The organism is Comamonas sp. GCA5, assembly GCF_036541385.1.
Lineage (GTDB): Bacteria > Pseudomonadota > Gammaproteobacteria > Burkholderiales > Burkholderiaceae_C > Comamonas > Comamonas aquatica.
Map to the genome: position 1 here is coordinate 11,779 of NZ_JAZHFR010000034.1, position 22,666 is coordinate 34,444.

Here is a 22,666-nt window from a genome sequence, read left to right on the forward strand (position 1 = left end):
GGTGATGGTTCAGCTGGGACAAATCGTTGATGCCTTGGGGGGGGAGTTGGTAGGAGGAGGTCGGGACATCGTGATTTCCCGGATTTCTCCCCTGGAAACAGCGCAAGCAGATTCCATCAGCTTCCTCAGCAATCCTCGGTATGCAACGCAAATGGCCGCCTCCAGGGCGGCCTGTGTCGTTGTGGCGCCTGCCATGCGTGAGCTTGCAGCACAGCGTGGTGCGTGCATCGTGGCGGCCAATCCGTATGTGTACTTTGCCAAGCTGACCCAGTTCTGGAAGATGCAGCAGCAGGGCGTGCGGCCGGTGGGTGTGCATCCTTCGGCGGTGGTCGATCCGACCGCAGAAATCGCCCCGGATGCCTATATCGGGCCGCTGTGCGTGGTCGGGGCAGGTGTCCGCATCGGTGCTGCGACGGTGCTGCGTTCGCGCATCACCGTGAGTGATGGCTGTGAGATTGGTGAACGTTGCTTGTTGCACCCTGGGGTGGTCATCGGCGCCGATGGTTTCGGTTTTGCCAACGAGGCCGGACAGTGGATCAAGATCGAGCAACTGGGCAAGGTGCGCATCGGTAACGATGTTGAAATTGGCGCCAATACCTGTATTGATCGGGGCGCTTTGGACGATACGGTCATCGAAGATGGCGTCAAGCTCGATAATCTGGTCCAGATCGCCCACAACGTGCACGTGGGTGCGCACTCAGTGATCGCCGGCAATGCCGGGGTGGCTGGCAGTGCGCGCATCGGGCAGGGATGTTCGATCGGTGGCGCGGCCAACATCTTGGGGCATTTGACGATTGCGGACGGAACCAGTATTTCGCCCACGTCCATGGTGACCCGCTCCATTCGCCAGCCAGGCTTGTACACTGGAATCTTTCCATTGCAGACAAACGAGCAGTGGGAAAAGAACGCTGCGTCTTTAAAGCAACTGCATGTGCTGAGAGAGCGCATCAAAAAGCTGGAGAGCGCGCTTGAAGGCGCCAAACAGCAATAACGGAAATTCATAATGGATATTCACGCAATTCTCAAGCAACTCCCCCACCGCTACCCTTTCTTGCTGGTGGATCGGGTGGTTGAACTTGAGAGTAACAAGCGCATCCGCGCGATCAAAAACGTTACTTTCAACGAGCCTTATTTCATGGGCCACTTCCCAGGCCGTCCCGTGATGCCGGGTGTGCTGATGCTGGAAGCGCTGGCCCAGGCAGCAGGCTTGTTGGCGTTTGATGCCATGGGTCAAGTGCCCGATGAAAACAATATCTACTACTTCGTGGGGATTGATTCGGCCCGTTTCAAGCGTCCCGTGGAGCCCGGGGATCAATTGATCCTGGAAGCTTCCATCGACCGCGTGCGCGGTGGCATCTGGAAGTTCAAGGGTGTGGCGCGCGTGGGCGAAGAAGTGGCCTGCGAGGCGGAGCTGATGTGCACCATGCGTTACGTGGGTCCTGAAAAGCAGGCCTGATGAGCGAGAACATCCATCCCACCGCGATCGTGCATGAGGGGGCTTGGCTGCACCCTTCTGTGACTGTGGGGGCCTACAGCGTCATCGGCGCCCATGTGAAGGTGGGGGCTGGTACGCGCATTGGCCCGCATTGCGTGATCGAGGGTCACACCACCATCGGTGAAGATAACCAGATTTTCCAGTTTGCATCGTTGGGTGCGCAGCCGCAGGACAAAAAGTATGCGGGCGAACCGACCGAACTGGTGATTGGCGATCGCAACACCATCCGCGAGTTCTGTACCTTCAACACCGGCACCAGCCAGGATGCAGGCGTCACCCGCGTGGGGAATGACAACTGGATCATGGCCTATGTCCATATCGCACACGATTGCGCGGTGGGCAGTCACACCATCCTGGCCAACAACGCCACCTTGGCGGGCCATGTGCATGTGGGTGATTGGGTGATTCTGGGGGGGCTGACCGGTGTGCACCAGTTCGTGAAGATCGGTGCCCACGCCATGGCTGGCTTTGCCAGCCGTGTGGCCCAGGATGTCCCGCCCTTCATGATGATCGAAGGCAACCCCCTGGCGGTGCGCGGCTTCAACATCGAAGGTTTACGTCGCCGTGGCTTTACGCCCGAACGGCTGAAGGCGGTCAAGCAGATGCACCGCCTGTTGTATCGACAGGGTCTGACCCTGGAAGACGCGGTCCAAGCGATTGCGTCGCTGGCGGCCGAGATGCCTGAAGCGGCCCAGGATATTGCGCTCATGCAGTCTTTCTTGACTGCTTCGACACGAGGAATTGCGCGTTAAGGCCATGTCTGTCAAAGATACACAGCAACCCCGTGTTGCCATGGTGGCCGGCGAGACGTCAGGAGACTTGCTCGCCGGTTTGCTTTTGGATGGACTGCAGCGCCAGTGGCCGCAGGTGCAGGCCCTGGGCATTGGTGGGCCCCACATGCAGCAGCGCGGTTTTGAGGCGCTGTGGCCCAGTGAGCGGCTGGCCGTGCATGGCTACAGCTTTGAGGTGCTGATGCGTCTGTGGGACATCCTGTCCATCCGCCGGCAGCTGCGTGCGCGTTTGCTGCAGGACCGCCCGGACGTGTTTGTGGGGATTGATGCGCCGGATTTCAACCTGGGGTTGGAGCAGGACCTGCGTGCGGCGGGCATCAAGACGGTGCACTTTGTCTGCCCTTCCATCTGGGCCTGGCGTGCAGAGCGCGTCCACAAGATCCGGGCTGCGGCCGACCATGTGCTGTGCCTGTTTCCGTTTGAGCCGGATTTGCTGGCGCAGCATGGGATTGCGGCCACCTACGTTGGGCATCCCTTGGCACAGGTCATTCCGATGGAGCCCGACCGTGCCGCTGCGCGTGTGCGCCTGGGGCTGGTGCAGGAGCATCCGGTCCTGGCGTTGCTGCCGGGCAGCCGCCGTGCCGAGGTGCAATACATCGCCAAGCCCTTCATGCAGGCAGCGGCCCTGCTGCGACAGCAATGGCCTGATTTGCAGGTGGTGCTGCCGGCCGTGCCGGCCCTGCACGACCGGCTGGTGGCTCTGAGCCAGGAGCTGGGGGTCGCTGCGTGGCTCAAGATCGTGCGTGGCCAGTCGCACGATGTGCTGGCGGCCTGTGACTGCACCTTGATTGCCAGTGGCACGGCCACCTTGGAGGCCGCGTTGTTCAAGCGGCCCATGGTGATCTCCTACAACATGCACCCGTGCAGCTACCGTCTCATGCAGCGCAAGCAATTGCAGCCGTGGGTGGGCTTGCCCAACATCCTGTGCTCCGACTTTGTGGTGCCCGAACTGCTGCAGGACCAGGCTTCGCCGCAGGCCTTGGCACATGCCGTGGCGCAGTGGCTGGATGACAGCGCACATGCGCGCGCCAAGGTGCAGGTGGTGGAGCAGCGGTTTGCGGCCTTGCACCGCAGCCTGCACAAAGATACGACGACCTTATCCGCCCATGCCATCCAAAAAGTTCTCACTGCCTGAGCAAGGTTCCTTGCCCTGGCATGCGCCAGGCCTGGTGGCGGGGGTGGATGAAGCCGGGCGCGGTCCCCTGGCGGGGCCGGTGGTGGCCGCGGCCGTCATTCTGGACGACCTGCACCCGATTGCCGGGCTGGCCGATTCGAAGAAGCTCACGGCTTTGCGCCGCGAAAAGCTGTTCGACGAGATCCGCGCCAAGGCCTTGTGCTTTTGCATTGCCGAAGCGTCGGTGGAAGAGATCGACCGGCTCAACATCCTGCAGGCCACCTTGCTGGCGATGCAGCGGGCGGTGCATGGCCTGCGCCTGAAGCCGGCACTGGTCCAAGTCGATGGCAACCGGCTGCCGGTGCTGGAGGTGCAGGCCGAGGCGATTGTCAAGGGCGATGCCCTGGTGCAGGCCATTTCGGCCGCCTCGATCCTGGCCAAGGTCCACCGTGACCGCTGGTGCGAGGGTTTTGACCGTGAGTATCCTGGCTACGGTTTTGCCGCGCACAAAGGCTATGGCACTGCCGCGCATTTGCAGGCGCTGCGCGGCCTGGGCGCCACACCCGCCCACCGGCGCAGCTTTGCCCCGGTGGCGCAGGTGATCCATACATTCGCTGCGCGTGAAACCGCAGCCACCACGGCATGAAATTTACAGAAATCCATTCGCGTGACAACACCTTCGTCAAAGACCTGCGCCGCCTGTCGCGCGAAAGCGGTGTGTACCGCAGGCAAGGGCAGGTGTGGCTGGAGGGCGACCACCTCTGTCGCGCGGCCCTGGCGCGTGGCCTGAAACCCAGTGTGGCGGTGTTTGCGGAGTCTTTTTGGCCGCAGGTGCCCGTGGAATGGGCGCAATGCGCTTCCAAAGTTGTAGTTCTGGCGGATGCCCTGTTTGCGGACATCAGCGGTCTCGAGTCGCCGGCCCGCATGGGCTACCTCCTGCCCTGGTCGCCCAGTGTGACCGTGCAATCCGGTGTGCCCAGCGTGGTGCTGGATCGGGTGCAGGATGCCGGCAATGTCGGCTCCATCCTGCGCAGTGCCTCGGCCTTCGGGTTCCGGCAGGTGATTGCGCTCAAGGGCACAGCCGCACTTTGGAGCCAGAAGGTGCTGCGGGCCGGCATGGGCGCGCACTTTGCGCTGCATCTGGTGGAAGGGGTGGAAGCCGATGCGCTGGCGCAACTGCAGGTGCCGCTGCTGGTCACCAGCTCCCACCGCGGCGATCTGATCCACCGCGCGCACCTGCCCTGGCCCTGCGCCTGGGCCATGGGGCATGAAGGCCAGGGCGTGGGGCCTGCGGTCGAGGCGCTCGCGGCCCAGTCGGTGCGGATTGCACAGCCCGGGGGCGAGGAGTCGCTGAACGTCGGTGCGGCCGCGGCGATCTGCCTGCATGCCAGCGCGGTAAGTCAGGCCTTGTAGGGGTGGGGAGAGGTGAATCCCTGGCGTGGTCAAAATGCTGCGAAAGGAAGTGGCTATAATGAGAGGCTTTTCAGCATTCTTTCCATACGCCTAGCGACGCTTTCCTCGTCATCACTGTAGATAAGCAACATGCCGCACGACGCTAGGTCGGGTGCGCGCGCTGGGCGTAACCGTACTTAGAACCGGAGAATCCAGTGCTTTTGTCTCTTCAGGGAAGCTTCCCATCCGCCATCCTGGCGCTCGCAGACGGCACGGTCTTTGTTGGCAATTCGATTGGTGCGCAAGGCACCACAGTGGGTGAGGTGGTGTTCAACACCGCCATCACGGGCTACCAAGAAATCCTCACCGACCCCAGCTACTGCCAACAGATCGTCACGCTCACCTATCCCCACATTGGCAACTATGGCGTCAATGTCGAGGACATCGAAGCTGACCAAGTCCATGCCGCAGGCTTGATCATCAAGAACCTGCCCCTGCTGGCCAGCAACTTCCGCATGGGCGAGACCCTGTCGCAGTACCTGGTGCGCAACCAGACCGTGGCGATTGCCAACATCGACACCCGCAAGCTGACCCGCCTGCTGCGTGACAAGGGCGCACAAAATGGTGCCATCCTGGGCCTGGCCGCAGGCGAAGCGGTCACCCAGGCGCGCATCGACGAAGCCCTGGCCGCCGCCAAGGCCGCTCCCGCGATGAAGGGCCTGGATCTGGCCAAGGAGGTGACGACGGCAGCCGGCTACGACTGGTCGGAAACCGAGTGGAAGCTGGGCGAAGGCTATGGCCAGCTCGATAACCCCAAGTTCCACGTCGTGGCCTACGACTTTGGCGTCAAGAAGAATATCCTGCGCATGCTGGCCGAGCGTGGCTGCAAGCTGACCGTGGTGCCGGCCCAGACGCCCGCCAAGGACGTGCTGGCGCTGAACCCCGATGGCGTGTTCCTGTCCAACGGCCCTGGCGACCCAGCACCTTGCGACTACGCCATCGCTGCGGCGCAAGAGATCATGGCCGCCAAGAAGCCATTGTTCGGCATCTGCCTGGGTCACCAGATCATGGCCCTGGCCTCCGGCGCCAAGACCTTCAAGATGCAAAACAGCCACCACGGTGCCAACCACCCCGTGAAGGACCTGGATACGGGCCGCGTCAGCATTACCAGCCAGAACCACGGTTTTGCGGTGGAACTGGAAACGCTGCCGGCCAACCTGCGCGCCACGCACGTCAGCCTGTTTGACGGCACGCTGCAGGGCCTGGAGCGCACCGATGTGCCCGCCTTCTGCTTCCAGGGCCACCCCGAGGCTTCGCCCGGTCCCCACGATATCGCCTACCTGTTCGACCGCTTCACCGCGCTGATGGAGAGCCACAACAATGCCTAAGCGCACCGACCTCAAAAGCATTCTGATCATCGGCGCCGGTCCCATCGTGATCGGCCAGGCCTGTGAATTCGACTACTCCGGCGTGCAGGCCTGCAAGGCGCTGCGCGAAGAGGGGTACAAGGTCATCCTGATCAACAGCAACCCCGCCACGATCATGACCGACCCTGCCACGGCGGACGTCACCTACATCGAGCCCATCACCTGGCAGACGGTCGAGAAGATCATCGCCAAGGAACGACCCGACGCCATCCTGCCCACCATGGGCGGCCAGACAGCGCTGAACTGCGCCCTGGACCTGTGGAAGCACGGCGTGCTGGACAAGTACCAGGTGGAGCTGATCGGCGCCAAGCCCGAAGCCATCGACAAGGCCGAAGACCGCCTGAAGTTCAAGGACGCCATGACCAAGATCGGTCTGGGCTCCGCGCGCTCCGGCATCGCCCACTCCATGGACGAGGCCTGGGAAGTGCAAAAGCGCGTCGGCTTCCCCACCGTGATCCGCCCCAGCTTCACGCTGGGTGGCACGGGCGGTGGCATTGCCTACAACGCCGAAGAATTCGAGACCATCTGCAAGCGTGGTCTGGAGGCTTCGCCCACCAACGAGCTGCTGATCGAAGAATCGCTGCTGGGCTGGAAAGAGTACGAGATGGAAGTGGTGCGCGACACCGCGGACAACTGCATCATCGTCTGCTCCATCGAGAACCTGGACCCCATGGGCGTACACACCGGTGACTCCATCACCGTAGCACCCGCCCAGACGCTGACCGACAAGGAATACCAGATCATGCGCAACGCCTCGCTGGCGGTGCTGCGTGAGATCGGTGTGGACACGGGCGGTTCCAACGTGCAGTTCTCGGTGAATCCCAAGGACGGTCGCATGATCGTCATCGAGATGAACCCCCGCGTCTCGCGTTCCTCGGCGCTGGCCTCCAAGGCCACGGGCTTCCCGATTGCCAAGATCGCGGCCAAGCTGGCCGTTGGCTTCACGTTGGACGAGCTGAAGAACGAAATCACGGGCGGTGCCACCCCCGCGTCGTTCGAGCCCACCATCGACTACGTGGTCACCAAGATCCCACGTTTCGCGTTCGAGAAGTTCCCCACGGCCGACAACCGCCTGACTACGCAGATGAAGTCCGTGGGCGAAGTGATGGCCATCGGCCGCACCTTCCAGGAATCCCTCCAGAAGGCCCTGCGCGGTCTGGAAGTGGGCGTGGACGGCATGAACGAAAAGACCCAGGACCGCGAAATCCTGGAAAAGGAACTGGGCGAGCCCGGTCCTGACCGCATCTGGTACGTGGGTGACGCGTTCGCGGCCGGTTGGTCGCTGGACGAAGTGCACGCCATCACCAAGATCGACAAGTGGTTCCTGGTGCAGATCGAAGAGATTGTCAAGATCGAGCTGGACTTGGACCAGCACTTCGAAGCCCATGGCGACAAGGCCCTGTCCCTGCTGGACGCCGCCACGCTGCGCACGCTGAAGCAAAAGGGCTTCTCCGACCGCCGCCTGGCCAAGCTGCTGCACACCACCGACAAGGCCGTGCGCGAAGCGCGCAAGGCGTTGAAGGTGCGCCCCGTGTTCAAGCGCGTGGACACCTGCGCGGCCGAATTCGCCTCCAACACGGCGTACATGTACTCCACGTACGACGAGGAGTGCGAAGCCGCACCCACGGACAAGAAGAAGATCATGGTGCTGGGCGGTGGCCCGAACCGCATCGGCCAGGGCATTGAGTTCGACTACTGCTGCGTGCACGCCGCCATGGCCATGCGCGAAGATGGTTACGAAACCATCATGGTCAACTGCAACCCCGAGACCGTGTCCACCGACTACGACACGTCCGACCGCCTGTACTTCGAGCCCCTGACGCTGGAAGACGTGCTGGAAATCGTCGATGTCGAACAGCCCGACGGCGTGATCGTGCAGTACGGCGGCCAGACGCCGCTGAAGCTGGCCCTGGGCCTGGAAGCCGAAGGCGTGAAGATCATCGGCACCACACCCGACATGATCGACGCTGCCGAGGACCGCGAGCGCTTCCAGAAGCTGCTCAACGACCTGGGCCTGCGCCAGCCACCGAACGCCACGGCGCGCACCGAAGGTGAAGCCCTGGAAAAGGCCGCCGGTCTGGGTTACCCCCTGGTCGTGCGCCCCTCCTACGTGCTGGGTGGCCGTGCCATGGAAATCGTGCACGAGCAGCGCGACCTGGAGCGCTACATGCGCGAAGCCGTGAAGGTCTCCAACGACTCGCCCGTGCTGCTGGACCACTTCCTGTCCAACGCCATCGAGTGCGACGTGGACTGTGTGCGCGATGCCACCGGCGCCGTGTACATCGGCGGCGTGATGGAGCACATCGAGCAAGCCGGCGTCCACTCTGGTGACTCCGCCTGCTCGCTGCCGCCTTACTACCTCAAGGCCGACACCATCGCCGAAATCAAGCGCCAGACCGCCGCCATGGCCCAGGGCCTGAACGTGGTCGGCCTGATGAACGTGCAGTTCGCCATCAAGGAGCAGGACGGCCAGGACGTGATCTACGTGCTGGAAGTCAACCCCCGTGCTTCGCGCACTGTGCCCTTTGTCTCCAAGGCCACCGGCGTGCAGCTGGCCAAGGTGGCCGCGCGCTGCATGGCCGGCCAGACCCTGGCCAGCCAGGGCGTGACCAAGGAGATCACGCCGCCTTACTTTAGCGTCAAGGAAGCCGTGTTCCCGTTCGTGAAGTTCCCCGGTGTGGACACCATCCTCGGCCCCGAGATGAAGTCCACCGGTGAAGTCATGGGCGTGGGCAAGACCTTTGGCGAAGCCTTTGTGAAGAGCCAGATGGGTGCCGGCGTGCACCTGCCTGCCGAAGGCAAGGTCTTCCTGTCGGTGAAGAACAACGACAAGGCGCGTGCCGTGGCCGTGGCCAAGGAACTGGCGGCCATGGGCTACACCCTGTGCGCCACCCGCGGTACCGCGGCGGCGATTGCCGAAGCCGGCGTGGAGGTGCAGACCGTCAACAAGGTGGCCGAAGGTCGCCCCCACATCGTGGACATGATCAAGAACGGCGAAATCGCCCTGGTCATCAACACGGTGGAGGAGCGTCGCAACGCCATCGCCGACTCGCGCCAGATCCGTACCAGCGCGCTGCTGGCCCGTGTGACCACCTTCACCACCATCTTCGGCGCGGAAGCGGCCGTGGAAGGCATGAAGGCCATGCGTGGCAACCTGGACGTGCATTCCGTGCAGGAGCTGCACGCCCTGCTGACGCACTAAGTCACAACACGTCGGGTTTTACTGAGGGCATGCCGCTGCAAACGCGGCATAATGAGCCCCTGACCTAGGAACACCGCCGCGCGGCACACTGCGCGGCGGTTTGCTTTTGGGGCGTCCTATCCATACAGCCACGTCGATGTGGCACTCTGGACATGCCCCTGTGGCGCGACTGTGCCGATGTGCGCGTGTACGCCCAGCCGTATGTGGAGAAACTAGACATGGCAACCATTCCAATTACCAAGCGTGGTGCAGAAAAGCTCAAGGAAGAGCTGCACCGTCTCAAGACCGTCGAGCGTCCCAACATCATCCAGGCGATCGCCGAAGCGCGCGCCCAGGGTGACCTGAGCGAAAACGCCGAGTACGAGTCCGCCAAGGACCGCCAGGGCTTCATCGAAGGCCGCATCATGGAAGTCGAGGGCAAGCTGTCCGCGGCCCAGGTCATCGACCCCTCGTCGCTGGATGCCGGCGGCCGCGTGGTGTTCGGCACCACGGTGGAGCTGGAGGACGAAGACAGCGGCGCCGCCGTGACCTACCAGATCGTGGGTGAGGACGAGGCCGACATCAAGCTGGGCCTGATCAACATCTCCAGTCCCATCGCGCGCGCGCTGATCGGCAAGGAAGAGGGCGACACGGCCGTGGTGCAGGCACCGGGCGGCGAGCGCCGCTACGAGATCGTCGCGGTCAAGTACATCTGAGCGGGTGATGGGCGGCAGCGGCCACAGCCCCGCAGCGGCAGCGCGCAGGCCCTGGTGGCTGGCCTGCCTGTGGCTGGGCACGGTCGCGGGCAGCCTGCTGGCGGTGATCGGGCTTTTCGCCACCGAGCCGAACTGGCACCGGATCACGGCGCAGCTGCAGCCGCTCAGCCTGGTGCAGACCTGGATTTCCATAGCGGCTTGCGTAGGCCTGCTGGCACTTTCCAGGCGAAAACATGCGGAAACCGAGGAAGCATGGGCGCAAGGCGCTCTGCTGATTTATGTGCTCGGTGGCCTGGTGACGGCGGTGTTGCTGCACTACGGCGTTCTGCCGCAGTGGCTGGCACGTGCACACGCATGGCTGCCGCGGCTCCAGATGCTGGGCTTGCTGCTGCTGCATGGCGGCTGTGCCTGGCTGGCCTGGCGCAGCCTGTACCGCTACCGCAAGCAGGCCTGAGCCTGCCGGGTCACTGGGCGACCAATCTCCAGACCACCACCCCGACCTCCTACCCACCGCTGGGCGCAAGCCGCAGCGGTTTTTTTTAGGCCTGTCGAAGCAGCGCATGCCAGGGCTTGCTTCAAAAAACGCATATCGATGCGCAGAAAACTTCGTTCCCCCGAGGGCGCGCAAATTTCTAGCATGACGGCATTCACTGATTCACCAGCTGTTTGCCATGACTGCCTCATCCCTTGCCACTGCGGTGGCCTCCGTCCCTATCGCGGCCGAACCCCAAGCCTTTGAAGTGAAACCAACGGGCGCCGCTTTGGGTGCCGACATCGTGGGGCTGGATCTGCGCCAGCCTCTGCACCCCGCTACCGTCCACGCCCTGCAGCAGGCGTGGAACCGGCATCTGGTGCTGCGCTTTCGCGGGCAGCAGCAGCTGACGGTGCAGGATCACATCCGTTTTTCTGCCTACTTTGGCCAGCTGGACCAGCGCCCCATCGGTGCGCAGCCCCTGCATGGCAGCACCGAGGCACTGCCGCGCGAGATCGTGGTGATCTCCAACGTCGTGCAAGACGGCAAGGCCTTGGGCGGCCTGGGCGATGGCGAGTCGGTTTGGCACGCGGACATGACCTACCAGCCCGTGCCTCCCAAGGCCGCGTTGTTGCTGGCGCGTGAAATTCCGGCAGAAGGCGGTAACACCTATTTCGCCAACATGTATGCGGCGTTTGACACGCTGCCCCCCGACCTCAAGGCGCAGGCTGTGCAGCATGCATGCGTGCACGATGCCAGCCGCAACAGCGCTGGCCAGTTGCGCCTGGGTTTCAAGGACAGCACCGACCCGCGTGAGACCGTGGGCGCCGTGCACCCGCTGGCGCGCCTGAACCCCGACACCGGCAAGTACAGCCTGTATTTGGGGCGTCGCCGTGGTGCTTATGTCCGCGGGCTTGCTCTGTCAGAAAGTGAAGCCCTGCTCAACGCGCTGTGGGCACACGCCACACAGCCGCAGTTTGCATGGGCACAGCAGTGGCAGGTCGGCGACCTGGTGGCTTGGGACAACCGGGTGACCTTGCACCGCCGCGATGCCTTTGACCCCAGTGCGCGGCGCTACATGCAGCGCACCCAGGTCAGCGAATAAGCCCGCGCGCTTTTCATTCCATCCCCATCCCTGATGCAGCAACGCGGGCCGCAGCGGCCGGCGCTGGCTGCCTGCGCCCTGGTGCAGGCACCACCTTTGAAAGTCCATTTCCCATGTCGCATTCCGAAATTTCCACGTTCAATCGCCGCCAATGGCTGCAATGGTCGGCGGCTCTCACGGCCGGTACGGCGGCTCCCTGGCTCGGGGCGCAGAATGCTCCCCCCGTACCCGCCAAAGACTTTCTGGTGGATGGCAAGCATGTCACCATCGTGGTGGGCGGGCCTGCAGGTGGGGCCACCGATGGCGTGGCGCGTGTGCTGGCACAGGCATTCAGCGCGCAGCTGGACCGGGAAGTGATCGTGGAAAACAAGCCTGGCGCGGGTGGCACCATTGGCTCCAAGTTCGTGTCCGTGGCCAAGAACGATGGCCACACGCTGCTGCTGGGCCACATCGGGACGAATGTGCTGTCACCGCTGATGCAAACGCCCCAGCCCTATGACCCCCGCAAGGGCTTTACGCCGATTGGGCAAATCGGCAATACGGCCTCGGTCCTCCTGGTGCCTGCGGGTGGTCCCACCAGTTTGCAAGCAGCGCTGGAGCAGTGGAAACGCAAGGGCACATTCAGCTATGCCTCCACAGGCCTTGGCTCCGGCGCCCACCTGTTGGGCCATTTGCTGGCAGACGCGGTGCAGGTGAAGGGTTTGCACGTGCCTTACCGCGGCAGTCCCTTTGCCTTGCAGGATTTGGCTGGTGGCCGCGTGGATGCCATGTTTGTGACGGCCGGAGCGATTGGTTCGTTCATTGAAGCCAAGAAGCTGGTGCCACTGGCCGTCGCCTCTGCGGCACGCAGCAGCTATTACCCGCAGCTGCCCACGCTGCGCGAGGTGGGGCTGCAGCAGGTCAGCAACGAAGGCTGGTTTGGGTTGTTTGCGTCCGCCAATGTTGCGCAGCCGATTGCCAGCGCCTGGCACGCGCACCTGCACACGGCGTTGCAGCAGCCGCAGGTGGTCAAGCAGCTGCAGGGCTTGGTTGTGGATATCGCCAGCAGCCACAGCCAAAAGGCGTATGCGCAATTCATCGACCAAGAAATCAACCATTGGACACGCGTGGTGGCGCAGCTGGGCGATGCCTTGAAGGCGACCTGATCGGCGCTGTCGCGCCATGCCCAAAACCGCTGGGCGCAAGCCGCAGCGGTTTTTTTATGCACCACTCGTGCCGGGGTGGGGCGCACGGCCGCGCACAGGCATGGTCTGTGCATGGAGGGGCCCTGTCCCGTGCGACTGCACCAGCGTGCAGCGCCGGGCCGCTTTTCACCTCCGGAGCCTGTCATGCTTTTTTCCCTGTCTCGCCGCACCACCTTGATCACCATGGCCGCCTGGGGCTTGGGCGCCCTCGCCACGGCCGCGCATGCGGCCCCGCTGTCCGAAATCCAGGCGCGCAAGACCCTCAACGTCGGCATCCAGACCGACTACCCGCCCTATGGCTTCATCGATGCCAGCCTCAAGCCCCAGGGCTCGGACGTGGCCACGGCCGAGCTGATCGCCAAGCAGATGGGCGTCAAGCTCAACATCGTCACGGTGACGTCGCCTGCCCGCATCCCGGCGCTGCAGGCCGGCAAGGTGGACCTGATCATCTCCTCCATGGGCAAGAACCCCGAGCGCGAGAAGGTCGTGGACTTCAGCATCTCCTATGCGCCATTCTTCTCCGGCATCTATGCCGCCAAGGGGCTGACCATCCACCAGTTCAGTGATCTGGCTGGCAAGAGCGTGGCCGTGACGCGCGGCTCACTGCAGGACGATGCGCTGACCAAGCTGGCGCCGGCCGGCACGCAGATCAAGCGTTTCGAGGACGATACGGCCACGATCGCGTCCTTCGTCACCGGGCAAAGCCAGGTGCTGGCCCACAGTGCCGCCGTGGCCGGGCTGACCATGCAGCGCAACCCCAAGCTGGACACCGAATACAAGCTGCTGCTGACCGATGTGCCGTGCTTCATCGGCGTGGCCAAGGGCAACAAGGAGCTGCTGGACCAAGTGAACATCATCCTGCGCACCGCCAAGGCCGATGGCAGCCTGAACGCCATCTCGCAAAAGTACCTGGGCCGGCCTTTGGGCAACCTGCCCGAGTGAGCCAGAGCGCCGGAACCCGGCCATCGACAAGGCAGCCCGCAGGCTGCCTTTTTTGTGACCGCGTTGGTCCGAGGCTCAGAGGTTGCCGACCATGTGCTCCGGCACCACCCACTGGTCGAACTGCGCGGCCGTCACATGGCCGCTGGCGATCGCGGCATCGCGCAGGCTGCTGCCTTCCTTGTGCGCCTTCTTGGCGATGTAGGCGGCCTTGTCGTAGCCGATGTGGGGGTTGAGCGCGGTCACCAGCATCAGCGAGCGGCCGACCAGCTCGGCAATGCGTGCGCGGTTGGGCTCAATGCCCACGGCGCAGTGGTCGTTGAAGCAGACCATGCCATCGGCCAGCAGGCGCACGCTCTGCAGGAAGTTGTGCGCCACCAGTGGGCGGAACACGTTCAGCTCGAAGTTGCCGCTGGCGCCGCCAAAGTTGATGGCCACATCGTTGCCAAACACCTGGGCGCACAGCATGGTCATGGCTTCGGACTGGGTGGGGTTGACCTTGCCCGGCATGATGGACGAGCCGGGCTCGTTCTCGGGGATCGACAGCTCGCCCAGGCCGCTGCGCGGGCCGCTGGCCAGCCAGCGCACATCGTTGGCAATCTTCATCAGGCTGGCGGCCAGGGTCTTGAGCGCGCCGTGGGCGTGCACCAGACCGTCGCAGCTGGCCAGTGATTCGAACTTGTTGGGCGAGGTGATGAACGGATAACCGGTCAGCTGGGCCAGCTCGGCCGCGACGCCCTCGGCATAGCCCTTGGGCGCGTTCAGGCCCGTGCCCACGGCGGTGCCGCCCAGGGCCAACTCATACAGATGGGGTAGGGCGGCGCGCACATGCCTTTCGCCGTGGGCCAGCTGGGCCACCCAACCGGAGATCTCCTGGCCCAGCGTCAGCGGCGTGGCGTCCTGCAGGTGGGTGCGGCCGATCTTGACGATGCCGGCCAACGCCTCGCTCTTGGCCTGCAGCGTGGCACGCAGCTGGGCCATCGCCGGCAGCAGCTTCTGCTCGATGGCCGTGACCGCCGCCACATGCATGGCCGTGGGGTAGACGTCGTTGCTGGACTGGCTTTTGTTCACGTCGTCGTTCGGGTGCACCAGGCGCGACTCGCCGCGCTCGCCGCCCAGCAGCTCGCTGGCGCGGTTGGCCAGCACCTCGTTGACGTTCATATTGGTCTGGGTGCCCGAACCGGTCTGCCACACCACCAGCGGGAATTCGCCCGGGTGCTGGCCGGCCAGCACCTCATCGGCCGCGGCGTTGATGGCCTGGGATTTCTTGGCATCCAGCAGGCCCAGGGTGCAGTTCACCGTGGCCGATGCCTTTTTCACCTGCACCAGGGCGGCAATGATTTCGCGCGGCTGCTGTTCACCGCTGATGTCGAAGTTCTGCAGCGAACGCTGGGTCTGTGCGCCCCAGAGCTTGTCGGCCGGCACGGCAATCGGGCCGAAGGTGTCTTTTTCCAGGCGGGTGGCCGGGCTGGGGTGCGAAGGGCTGGTCATGGGGGGACTCCTTGAAGATCAACAAGGCGGCGCAGCTGGCTGGAGGCGATCTGGCTACGGGGGCCGCATAACACGCTGGCATGCGCGTGCAGCCAGCCTCAAAGCATGCCACCATGCTAACCCAGTCAATGAAAGCCATTCTCATTGGCGTGCCTTGCCACGGAATGCTGCGCGGCCACAGTGGCAGGAGTTGGACTGTGAGTGTCGAGGTAAATCGGCCTTTAGCGCAATCTGCAAGCGCGCAGGCAGCTATGGTTTTTGAAAATCTGCAGAACCACGTGGTCAGCACCCGGACAGCGGCTTGCAGTAAGCTGCGGCGCGCCCCAAGTCCTCTATAAGACTTGTCGGCTTTGGCCTACCGGCTGCGGGCTTAGCGGGGATAATCAGCAGGTTTTCCGCGCGCAGCCCCTGCGCACCCACAACAGAGAAGCTTCACGATGACGACCTCCATCCGCCAGCAGGACCTGATCGACTCGATCGCAGGTGCCCTGCAGTACATCAGCTACTACCACACACCGGATTTCATCCAGCATCTGGCCCGTGCCTATGAGCGCGAGCAAAGCCCTGCGGCCAAGGATGCGATGGCGCAAATCCTGACCAACTCCAAGATGAGCGCCACCGGCCAGCGCCCCATTTGCCAGGACACCGGCATCGTCAACGTGTTCCTGAAGGTGGGCATGGACGTCAAGTGGGAAGGCTTCACCATGGGCCTGGAAGACGCCATCAATGAAGGCGTGCGCCGCGGCTACAACCACCCCGACAACACGCTGCGCGCGTCCGTCGTGGCCGACCCCCACTTCAAGCGCAAGAACACCAAGGACAACACCCCCGCCGTGATCAATGTGCAGATCGTGCCTGGCGACAAGGTGGACGTGACCGTGGCGGCCAAGGGCGGCGGCTCCGAGAACAAGTCCAAGATGATCATGATGAACCCCAGCGATTCCATCGTGGACTGGGTGCTCAAGACGGTTCCTGAAATGGGCGCGGGCTGGTGCCCCCCTGGCATGCTGGGCATCGGCATCGGCGGCACGGCGGAAAAGGCTGTCCTGCTGGCCAAGGAAAGCCTGATGGAAGACCTGAACATGTACGAGCTGCAGCAAAAGGCTGCCAGCGGTGCAGAGCTGGATGACGTGGAAAAGCTGCGTCTGGAGCTGTTCGAGAAGATCAACGCCCTGGGCATTGGCGCCCAAGGTCTGGGCGGTCTGACCACGGTGCTGGACGTCAAGATCAACATGTACCCCACGCACGCGGCCTCCAAGCCCGTGGCCATGATCCCCAACTGCGCCGCCACCCGCCACGCCCACTTTGTGATGGACGGCTCCGGCCCTGTGTACCTGGAAGCGCCGTCGCTGGACAGCTGGCCCAAGATCGACTGGGCACCCGACTACAACAAGTCCAAGCGCGTGGACCTGAACACCCTGACCAAGGAAGAAGTCGCCAGCTGGAAGCCCGGCGACACCCTGCTGCTCAACGGCAAGATGCTGACCGGTCGTGACGCTGCGCACAAGCGCATCCAAGACATGCTGGCCAAGGGCGAAAAGCTGCCTGTGGACTTCACCAACCGCGTGATCTACTACGTCGGCCCCGTGGACCCCGTGCGCGACGAAGTGGTCGGCCCTGCCGGCCCCACCACCGCCACCCGCATGGACAAGTTCACCGAGATGATGCTGTCCCAGACTGGCCTGATCTCGATGATCGGCAAGTCCGAGCGCGGCCCCGTCGCCATCGAGGCCATCAAGAAGCACAAGAGCGCTTACCTGATGGCTGTGGGCGGCGCCGCCTACCTGGTGTCCAAGGCCATCAAGCAGGCCAAGGTGGTCGGCTTTGAAGACCTGGGCATGGAAGCCATCTACGAATTCGACGTGGTCGACATGCCCGTGACCGTGGCCGTGGATGCCGGCGGCACCAGCGCCCACATCACCGGCCCCGCGATCTGGAAGGAAAAGATCGCGACCGGCGAATTCAAGGGCATTGAAGTGGCTGGTGTTTGATCACTAACCTGATTTAGCGCTAAAAGCCGCCTTCGGGCGGCTTTTATTTTACCTAAGAGATTAACATGATGGATACAAATGAATTTCTAAAACAAAAAATATGGCGATATATGAATTTAGATAAATTCAATAAAATGATTTCCAATAATGGTTTGTTTTTTCAAGAGCTGATAATTTTATGGATCCCTACGAAGGCTCAGTCTCGCATGTCAATAAGTACCTTAGAGGAGAATTTATGCCTGATGTCACAGAGGAAACCATGAAATATAGAGCCGAATTCATGAAGCGGATAAAACAATGGACATTTATCAGTTGCTGGCATATGAGCGACTTTGAATCAGATGCAATGTGGCGTCTTTATGCTACAACAGAGAAATCAATAGCAATCTGTTCTACGGTTGGACAACTGGTCTCTGTGCTTGATAATGAAACGCGACTGGGCCCAGTTCAATACAAGGATTTTGATAATGAATGGACTCCTATGCCGGATGCAATTAATCAATTCTTTTTCAAGCGAAAAGAATTTGAGTTCGAGAGTGAATTCAGGGCAATATATCAAAGAGCACCAGAAGATAACATGGGGATGTTTGATATGAATACAAAAAATACCACACCTGGTGAATATGTTCATGTAAATTTAAATATTTTAATAAATAATGTAATACTTTCTCCTTATTCAAAAAATCAAGAAATTTCATCAATTTCAGATTTAATAAATGAATATTCTTTTGATATTAAAAATTCTTCACTTTCACCTAAAGTATCTCCAAGTTTTTAATAAAAGTAACTTAATGTATTCTATGAATAAAAGTTATTTATTTTAAAAATATTTCTGTATATGTGTCGGGTCCCGGACGATTGGCTACTTGTCAGGTCCCGGATGATTGGCTACTTAAAAACAAGCGTCCGTTGCTGCATAGCCGAGAGGTACTGCAAGCAGTTCTGGCAACATGGCAAGCCTGTGCCAAGGAGTTGCCATGCTGATCTCCCTTCATAAGAACGCCATGACCACACCTGCCACGCGCTTGGCATTGCAGCAAGCCAGCGGTACAGATCGAGAGTTGGCTCAGCAATACGGCATTGGCATAGGTACCGTGCGCAAGTGGCGCAACAGAGTCTCGGTGCATGACGCCAGCCACACGGCCCACCGACCCTGTCGTTTACCCTGAAGGAGTCTTTTGCCATGCAACAGCAACGCAACCCGCAGAACTAAGTGAACCCGCAACAGCCCGACCAGCAGCCAGGCCAGCCCAGTGACAAGCGGCGACAGCAGTCTGGGCAATCTCCCAAGCAGCTACCCCAGCAGCAGCGCTAGCGCCCTGCAAGGGCCGGAAGCGGCTGCCATGACGGATTCAAGCCCGACGCGGCTGTCCACCCTGCCCCTTTGGCCTTCGCAGATGGGCCAGCCCCTGCATGATGCCAAGTACAGCCAGCAGCAAAGTAAATACAACAGCGGCAGTTGGGCGCCGAAGCCCCGCCGTGGTACTTTCGGCTCTTCTACCGCAACCCCGGCAACAACCAGATACGGCGCACCATCCTGGAGTTTTGCGGTATCCGGCCCGTACGCATCACCTGCATTGGCCGTGTGCACAATGCCCCAGCCAGCTGGACAGCCCGGTGGCTGGACAAGGCGGCCGCCTTCGGACGCCGCGCCTGAGGGGGGGTCAACACAGGCCGGAGATGGCGGGATATGTCGACGGGATGGGACCGCCGTGCGCCAGGGGCACCGCCACGGCAAGGGCGGCCGGCCCTGTGACTTTTTTGAGAGGGAGAGGAATGCCTTTTTCGCTGGAAGAACGCCGGGCCTTGCTGGCCGTCAAGGGTGTAGGGCCCACGGTGGTGGCACGGCTGGAACAGATGGGTTTTCAGACCCTGGCCCACCTGAGCAGGGCGAATGCCCTGGACATCACGGCCAAGGCTTCGGAGATCGTGGGGTCGAGCTGCTGGAAGAACAGCCCCCAGGCGCGGGCGGCGATCCAGGCGGCGATTGCCCTGGCGCAGTCGCGCCAAGGCCCCGGGCAGTGAGGCGCGCATGGCGGTCCTGGGCATCAGCCACCTGACGTTCATCGTGCGCGATGTGGAGCGCACGGCACGCCTGTTTGTCGAGGGCCTGGGGGCGACCGAGGTTTACGACAGCCAGGGGCGCAACTTCTCGCTGTCGCGCGAAAAGTTCCTGCTGCTGGGCGGCGTGTGGCTGGCCTTCATGGAGGGCGAGCCGACGGTGCGCTCCTACCGCCATGTGGCGTTCGAGGTGGCCGAGGCCGATGTGCCCACCTACGCCGCCGCCTTGCAGGCCCTGGGCGCCGAGATCCGCCCGGCGCGCCCGCGTGTCGACGGCGAGGGCCTGTCGCTGTACTTCCATGACTACGACAACCACCTGTTCGAGCTGCATGCCGGCTCCCTGGCCCAGCGGCTGGCGCGTTATGCGCAGTGAAGTGCGCGCCGGGCAGTCCCTGGCGTGGCCGGCAGCCCGGCCGCAGGGCGCAGTCCCCGGGCCCTGCCGGGTGCTGTCACGGCTTTAAAAACAAGAGCTGTCAGCGCTTGTCCAGTCAGCGCCAGAGGCTGAAAGCACCTGAAGCGTTCAATTCCAAGGGCTTCGTGCCAAGATGCGCGGTATGAGCCAAGTCTTCGCACCCTCCTGCGCCAACAACCAGGCGCCGATCCTGGCCGTGCTGCAGCACGCCTTGGCCGACCGCACCCACGTGCTGGAAATCGGTAGCGGCACCGGCCAGCACAGCGTGTACTTTGCGCCGCGCCTGCCGCACCTGGTGTGGCAGACCAGCGATCTGCCCCAGCACCACGCCAGCATCCAGGCCTGGCATGCCGCAGAGCCCGCACCCAACCTGCGCGCACCGCTGGTGCTGGAGATCGGCGGTGCCACCGCCTGGCCACAGACGGATGACGGCCCCTTCGACGCTGTCTTCACCAGCAACACCTTGCACATCATGGGCTGGACGCAGGTGCAGCAGCTGCTGGCGCTGGTGGGGCAGCAACTGCCACCTGGCGGGGTGCTGGCGGTGTACGGGCCGTTCAACTATGGCGGGCGTTACACCAGCGACAGCAACCGTGCCTTCGATGCCAGCCTGCGCGCGCGCGATGCAGCCAGCGGCCTGCGCGACCAGGAGGCCGTGGTGGCGCTGGCGCAGCAGCAGGGGCTGCTGTTGCGCGATGACCACGCCATGCCGGCCAACAACCGCACCCTGGTGTTTGAGAAGCACGCTTGATAGCCATCCAGCCCTTGCCCAGCTTGCGCCAGATGCTCTGAATCCGGCAGCGCTGGCAGGGCCGAGGGGCCTGGCAATTGTGATCAGTGGTAAATACCGTGCGTTGGCGCAGGCCTGCCCCTAAGATGCGAGCCTACAGGGGTCGGGACGTTGTCTGACAGCGCCCAGCCGGCCTGTGCAGGGATGGCACAAGGAGACGGGGATGGGAGTGACAACCACAATCAGGGTCGGGGTGGGGCTGTTGTTGGGCGCGGCGGTGCTGGCGCAGGCCCACACGCTGGAGCCTTTGCCCGCCGGCGTTTCCGCCGGGCAGGTGCTGGTACCGCAAGGGGTGTATGCCCACATCGATACGCGGCAGACCCAGGAAATGCTGCAGATCCTGACCCAGGGCAGCGCGGAGCAGCAGCAGGCTGCGCTGGAGCGCGTGCGTGCCGCGCCCGAGCGTTTCCAACCCCCGGTGCTGTATGCGATGTCGCAGGTCTTGTTCAAGGCCAAGCTCTACCACGAGGCCGCGTTCTGGTTCTATGCCGGCCAGCTGCGTGCACGCTTCGATGTCAACCGTAGCACCGACCCCACGACCCGGCAGGCGGTTGATGCCTTGAACCAGACCTACGGCGCGCCGATCAACCGCTATCTGTTCCAGGACCTGGACCGGGCCTTGGACCTGATCGCGAACGTTGTGGCCTGGGACCGCAAGACCCCCTACGACTACGATCCGCACTGGATCAACCTGCATGGCATGCAGGCCGTGCAGGCCGCGCGCGATCCGCAGTCGCGGCCGGGGCACGCACCGCGGCATCGCTGAGCCAGCCCCCCTCGGAGTGGGCAGCAATTGCCGAAAGAACGCGGGCCAAGTACCTCAAGAGCTTCCAGGACGCGATCACCGGCATGCAGGGCAAGCTGCCGCCCAGCCCACCGGCGCAGCCGTCCAGGTAAGGGCTGTTGGTGTCGACATCGGGCCGCTGGCAGCGGTGGTTGTGGCCGCCCGGGACGGTGGTGGCCAAAAAAATCTGGATCAGCTGGGTGCTGCTGGTCATGCTGGGGGCGCTGGTGCCCCTGCTGCTGCAGCGCAGCTTTGTGCCTAGTGCCGATGCCATGCGCGGGGCGCTGTATCTGTCGATCGCCCTGTTGCCGGTGCATGGCCTGTGGCTGTGGCGCCTGCGGGCACGCGGCGCCTGGGCGCCGTCTGGCCCCTGGCTGACCTATGGACCGGTCAAGCGCTGGGCCATGGGCGTGCTGGTGCTGGTGTTCTGTGCCGCCGTTTTGTGGATCGACCTGGCCATCACCCTGCCCAGTCTGTACACGCGGCTGTGGGGCGTGCCCAGCCAGCAGGCCACGCAGGTGAAGCCCCACCGCAGCAGTGCCAAGCACAGCTGCCGCCACCAGCTGAAGATCGAGGGCATCCGGTTTCCGCTGTTCGAGTTCTGCATCGACGCCGAGCAACTGGTGCAGTGGCCCGCCCAGCCCCTGCCGGCCACCGTGCTGCTGCGGCGTTCCGCCCTGGGCATGGAAGTGCTGGGCCTGCGCCTGGTGCGGCCGGCGCCCCCATCCACTGATGGCCCCGAGCCGGGGAACCCGCAGGCCGCTGCGGCACTCCAACCCGCTTTGCCGACACCATCCTTGCAGCGAGCACCATGACACACGACGAAATCCGCGCCACCTTGACCTTGTGCCTGCTGGCCTCGTTTGCCGATGGCGAAAAACACGAGCGCGAACGCGAGCAGATCCGCCACGTGGCCGAAGGCTTGGCGGGCACACAGGGCGTCAACCTGCCCGGCCTGTACCAGGAGGTGCTGCTGCGCCGCGTGGACCTGGCCTCGGCCGCAGCGCGCCTGACCAGCAGCGAGGCCCGGCAGCTGGCCTATGAAATGGCGGTGTGCGTGTGCGATGCCGACGGCCACACCAGCCCCAAGGAAGATGCATTTTTGGCCCAGCTGCGCCAGGCCTTGGGCCTGGCCGGAGCTGGCGCGGCGACCCAGGCGGCATCCATCGCTCCTGCAACCGTAGCTGCTGGCGCAGCTGTGGCGGGCGCTGGTGCCGGTTTTGATGCCCAGGCCCGTGCCGTGGCCGATGCCCCGTTGCAGGCCGCCGCCCCCGAGTCCGGCATCCAGCTGCCCGCCGGGGCCAGCGTGCCGCATCCGGCG

Annotated in this window: 23 protein-coding genes; 22 read left to right on the top strand and 1 reads right to left on the bottom strand. The window is 63.1% G+C overall.

The window, feature by feature from the left end; genetic code table 11:
• The first annotated feature begins 1 nt into the window (after nt 1).
• From lpxD to SJH88_RS10125, 13 genes are all read left to right on the top strand, one after another.
• On the top strand, nt 2-991 hold the full coding sequence (gene lpxD / locus SJH88_RS10065; protein ID WP_274754396.1) for a UDP-3-O-(3-hydroxymyristoyl)glucosamine N-acyltransferase: 990 nt from the start codon (nt 2-4) through the stop codon (nt 989-991).
• Between the two features lie 9 nt (nt 992-1,000).
• Entirely contained in the window at nt 1,001-1,456 is a 456-nt protein-coding gene (gene fabZ, locus SJH88_RS10070; protein ID WP_042412211.1) for a 3-hydroxyacyl-ACP dehydratase FabZ, read from the top strand.
• On the top strand, nt 1,456-2,247 hold the full coding sequence (gene lpxA / locus SJH88_RS10075; protein ID WP_274754383.1) for an acyl-ACP--UDP-N-acetylglucosamine O-acyltransferase: 792 nt from the start codon (nt 1,456-1,458) through the stop codon (nt 2,245-2,247). The genes fabZ and lpxA overlap by 1 nt, the downstream gene beginning before the upstream one ends.
• A 4-nt stretch (nt 2,248-2,251) precedes the next feature.
• On the top strand, nt 2,252-3,421 hold the full coding sequence (gene lpxB, locus SJH88_RS10080) for a lipid-A-disaccharide synthase (RefSeq protein WP_274754384.1): 1,170 nt from the start codon (nt 2,252-2,254) through the stop codon (nt 3,419-3,421).
• On the top strand, nt 3,393-4,046 hold the full coding sequence (gene rnhB / locus SJH88_RS10085) for a ribonuclease HII (RefSeq protein WP_043382295.1): 654 nt from the start codon (nt 3,393-3,395) through the stop codon (nt 4,044-4,046). The genes lpxB and rnhB overlap by 29 nt, the downstream gene beginning before the upstream one ends.
• Nucleotides 4,043-4,813, top strand: a complete 771-nt coding sequence (locus SJH88_RS10090; protein ID WP_274754385.1) for a TrmH family RNA methyltransferase — start codon at nt 4,043-4,045, stop codon at nt 4,811-4,813. Before rnhB ends, SJH88_RS10090 begins: the two co-directional genes overlap by 4 nt.
• A 194-nt stretch (nt 4,814-5,007) precedes the next feature.
• On the top strand, nt 5,008-6,180 hold the full coding sequence (gene carA, locus SJH88_RS10095; RefSeq protein ID WP_274754386.1) for a glutamine-hydrolyzing carbamoyl-phosphate synthase small subunit: 1,173 nt from the start codon (nt 5,008-5,010) through the stop codon (nt 6,178-6,180).
• The gene (gene carB / locus SJH88_RS10100) at nt 6,173-9,421 is read left to right on the top strand and encodes a carbamoyl-phosphate synthase large subunit (RefSeq protein WP_274754387.1); all 3,249 of its coding nucleotides are present in this window, start codon (nt 6,173-6,175) and stop codon (nt 9,419-9,421) included. The genes carA and carB overlap by 8 nt, the downstream gene beginning before the upstream one ends.
• Before the next feature lie 218 nt (nt 9,422-9,639).
• On the top strand, nt 9,640-10,116 hold the full coding sequence (gene greA, locus SJH88_RS10105) for a transcription elongation factor GreA (RefSeq protein WP_042412503.1): 477 nt from the start codon (nt 9,640-9,642) through the stop codon (nt 10,114-10,116).
• A 4-nt stretch (nt 10,117-10,120) separates the two neighbouring features.
• Nucleotides 10,121-10,570 carry a DUF4149 domain-containing protein gene (locus tag SJH88_RS10110; RefSeq protein WP_274754388.1) on the top strand — a complete coding sequence of 150 codons (450 nt, stop codon included), beginning with the start codon at nt 10,121-10,123 and terminating at the stop codon, nt 10,568-10,570.
• Between the two features lie 217 nt (nt 10,571-10,787).
• Nucleotides 10,788-11,693, top strand: coding sequence for a TauD/TfdA dioxygenase family protein (locus SJH88_RS10115; protein WP_234688046.1), 906 nt, complete (start codon nt 10,788-10,790; stop codon nt 11,691-11,693).
• A gap of 113 nt (nt 11,694-11,806) precedes the next feature.
• Nucleotides 11,807-12,838 carry a Bug family tripartite tricarboxylate transporter substrate binding protein gene (locus SJH88_RS10120; protein WP_239223345.1) on the top strand — a complete coding sequence of 344 codons (1,032 nt, stop codon included), beginning with the start codon at nt 11,807-11,809 and terminating at the stop codon, nt 12,836-12,838.
• A 183-nt stretch (nt 12,839-13,021) separates the two neighbouring features.
• Nucleotides 13,022-13,819 (top strand): transporter substrate-binding domain-containing protein, encoded by a 798-nt coding sequence (locus SJH88_RS10125; protein WP_274754389.1) that lies wholly within the window; start codon nt 13,022-13,024, stop codon nt 13,817-13,819.
• Nucleotides 13,820-13,894: 75 nt separating this feature from the next.
• Here the strand turns inward: SJH88_RS10125 and fumC are convergent, their stop codons facing one another.
• Nucleotides 13,895-15,307, bottom strand: a complete 1,413-nt coding sequence (fumC, locus tag SJH88_RS10130) for a class II fumarate hydratase (protein ID WP_260675178.1) — start codon at nt 15,305-15,307, stop codon at nt 13,895-13,897.
• 437 nt (nt 15,308-15,744) lie between these two features.
• Between fumC and SJH88_RS10135 the strand changes: the two genes are divergently transcribed.
• The 9 genes from SJH88_RS10135 to SJH88_RS10175 form a co-directional block, all read left to right on the top strand.
• A complete protein-coding gene (locus SJH88_RS10135; RefSeq protein ID WP_234688049.1) occupies nt 15,745-17,298 on the top strand; it encodes a fumarate hydratase in 1,554 nt (517 codons plus the stop codon).
• A 235-nt stretch (nt 17,299-17,533) separates the two neighbouring features.
• Complete coding sequence (locus SJH88_RS10140; protein ID WP_274754390.1) at nt 17,534-18,076, top strand: hypothetical protein; 543 nt, start codon at nt 17,534-17,536, stop codon at nt 18,074-18,076.
• A 199-nt stretch (nt 18,077-18,275) separates the two neighbouring features.
• Entirely contained in the window at nt 18,276-18,467 is a 192-nt protein-coding gene (locus SJH88_RS10145; protein WP_274754391.1) for a hypothetical protein, read from the top strand.
• 607 nt (nt 18,468-19,074) lie between these two features.
• On the top strand, nt 19,075-19,323 hold the full coding sequence (locus tag SJH88_RS10150; RefSeq protein WP_045266503.1) for a Pathogenicity locus: 249 nt from the start codon (nt 19,075-19,077) through the stop codon (nt 19,321-19,323).
• A gap of 7 nt (nt 19,324-19,330) precedes the next feature.
• On the top strand, nt 19,331-19,732 hold the full coding sequence (gene fosX / locus SJH88_RS10155) for a FosX/FosE/FosI family fosfomycin resistance hydrolase (protein ID WP_260675180.1): 402 nt from the start codon (nt 19,331-19,333) through the stop codon (nt 19,730-19,732).
• Nucleotides 19,733-19,913: 181 nt separating this feature from the next.
• The gene (locus SJH88_RS10160; protein WP_274754392.1) at nt 19,914-20,522 is read left to right on the top strand and encodes a DUF938 domain-containing protein; all 609 of its coding nucleotides are present in this window, start codon (nt 19,914-19,916) and stop codon (nt 20,520-20,522) included.
• A gap of 208 nt (nt 20,523-20,730) precedes the next feature.
• A complete protein-coding gene (locus SJH88_RS10165; RefSeq protein ID WP_274754393.1) occupies nt 20,731-21,327 on the top strand; it encodes a hypothetical protein in 597 nt (198 codons plus the stop codon).
• Between the two features lie 191 nt (nt 21,328-21,518).
• On the top strand, nt 21,519-22,160 hold the full coding sequence (locus SJH88_RS10170; protein ID WP_274754394.1) for a hypothetical protein: 642 nt from the start codon (nt 21,519-21,521) through the stop codon (nt 22,158-22,160).
• On the top strand, nt 22,157-22,666 hold a 510-nt coding region (locus tag SJH88_RS10175), incomplete at its 3' end, for a tellurite resistance TerB family protein (RefSeq protein ID WP_274754395.1). The genes SJH88_RS10170 and SJH88_RS10175, both read left to right, overlap by 4 nt.